This is a genomic window from Hydrogenophaga sp. (assembly GCF_051007235.1).
GTDB lineage: Bacteria > Pseudomonadota > Gammaproteobacteria > Burkholderiales > Burkholderiaceae_C > Hydrogenophaga.
This window is the reverse complement of sequence record NZ_JBPCSJ010000575.1, coordinates 1-2076: the sequence shown is the minus strand read 5'-3', so window position 1 is coordinate 2076 and position 2076 is coordinate 1. Positions and strand designations below refer to the sequence as shown.

Sequence of the window (2076 nt, the reverse complement as noted above, 5' to 3'; positions counted from 1 at the left end):
CTCGCTCTGGTTGGTGGTGAAACGCGGCCAGGCTTCGGCGCCGGGGATGATGTCGGCCAGCTCGGCGAACATCTGGCAGCCGTTGCACACGCCCAGGCCGAAGGTGTCGGCGCGGCCAAAGAAGCCCTGGAACTGCTCGGACAGCACCGGGTTGAAGGTGATGCTACGCGCCCAGCCGATGCCGGCCCCCAGCGTGTCGCCGTAGCTGAAACCGCCGCAGGCGACCACGCCCTTGAAGTCGGCCAGCTTCGCGCGGCCCGACTGCAGGTCGGTCATGTGCACGTCGTAGGCCTCGAAACCGGCCTGGGTGAAGGCATACGCCATTTCCACGTGCGAGTTCACGCCCTGCTCGCGCAGGATCGCGACCTTCGGGCGGCTCAGGTTCAGGAACGGCGCGGCCACGTTGTCCAGCGGGTCGAACGTCAGGCTGACGTGCATGCCCGGATCGGACGGCACACCAGCGGCGGCGTGCTCGCTGTCCGCGCAGGCCGGGTTGTCGCGCTGCTGGTTGATCTTCCAGCTCACGCTGTCCCAGACCTGCTGCAGGTCGAACAGGCTGGCGCTGAACACCGCCCTGGTGTCGCGCCAGACCTGCAGCTGGCCCTTGCCCACATCGATGGACGAGGATGCCGGCCGGGTCTTGCCGACGAAGTGGCTGTGCTTGGATAGGCCGTGCTCGCGCAGGGTCTGCATCACGGCGTTGCGGTCTTCGGTCTTCACCTGCAGCAACACGCCCAGCTCTTCGCTGAACAGGGCCTTGAGGGTGAGCTCTTCGCGGCGGGCGCTGACCTGGATCGCCCAGTTCTTGGCGTCACCGGTGTCCATGCGGCTGTCGGTGATGCCATCGCCTTCGGTGACCAGCATGTCCACGTTCAGCGACACGCCGACCTGGCCGGCAAAGGCCATTTCGGCCGCCGCGGCCAGCAGGCCTCCGTCGGAACGGTCGTGGTAGGCCAGGATCTGGCCCTGGGCACGCAGCGCGTTGACGGCGTTGACCAGGTTGATCAGGTCCTGCGGGCTGTCCAGGTCGGGCACTTCATCGCCGGGTTGACCCAGCGTCAGGCCCAGCACGCTGCCGCCCAGGCGGTTGCGGCCCTTGCCCAGGTCGACCAGCACCAGCGTGGTGTCGTCGATGTCGCGGTTGAGCTGCGGCGTGAGCGTGCCGCGCACGTCGGCCAGCGTCGCGAATGCGGTGACGATCAGGCTCACCGGCGAGGTGACCTTTTTCTTCTCGCCATCGGCCGTCCACTGCGTGCGCATGGACAGGCTGTCCTTGCCCACCGGCACCGACACGTCCAGCGCCGGGCACAGTTCCATGCCGATGGCCTTCACGGTCGCGTACAGGTCGGCGTCTTCACCGGGCTCGCCACAGGCCGCCATCCAGTTGGCGGACAGCTTGACGCGGGGCAACTCGATGGGCGCGGCCAGGAGGTTGGTGATGGCTTCGGCCACCGCCATGCGGCCCGAAGCAGCGGCGTTGATCGCCGCCAGCGGCGTGCGCTCGCCCATGGACATGGCTTCACCGGCAAACCCGGCGTAGTCGGCCAGGGTCACGGCGCAGTCGGCCACCGGCACCTGCCAGGGGCCGACCATCTGGTCGCGGTGGCTCAGGCCACCCACGGTGCGGTCGCCGATGGTGACCAGAAAGCGCTTGGAGGCGACAGTCGGGTGGCTCAGCACATCGATGACGGCCTTCTCCAGCGACACGCCCGTCAGGTTCATCGGCTGGAATGCGCGCGTAACGGTCTTGACGTCGAGGTGCATCTTGGGCGGCTTGCCCATCAGCACGTCCATCGGCATGTCGACCGGGCTCTCGGCACCTTCGTCGGCCAGCACCAGCTGGCGCTCTTCGGTCGCGACGCCGATCACCGCGAACGGGCAGCGCTCGCGCTCGCAGAAGGACTTGAACTGCTCGAGCGACTCGGGCGCGATCGCCATCACATAGCGCTCCTGGCTCTCGTTGGACCAGATCTCCTTCGGTGCCAGGCCGGACTCCTCCAGCGGCACGGCGCGCAGGTCGAAGCGGGCGCCACGGCCGGCGTCGTTGCTCAGCTCGGGGAAGGCGTTGGACAGGCC

At 68.1% G+C, this 2076-nt stretch carries 1 protein-coding gene; it reads right to left on the bottom strand.

What is annotated here, in order from left to right; all coding sequences use genetic code 11:
• Positions 1-2076: phosphoribosylformylglycinamidine synthase (gene purL / locus ACR2JA_RS20520; protein ID WP_434010911.1), on the bottom strand; the 2076-nt coding region annotated here is incomplete at both ends.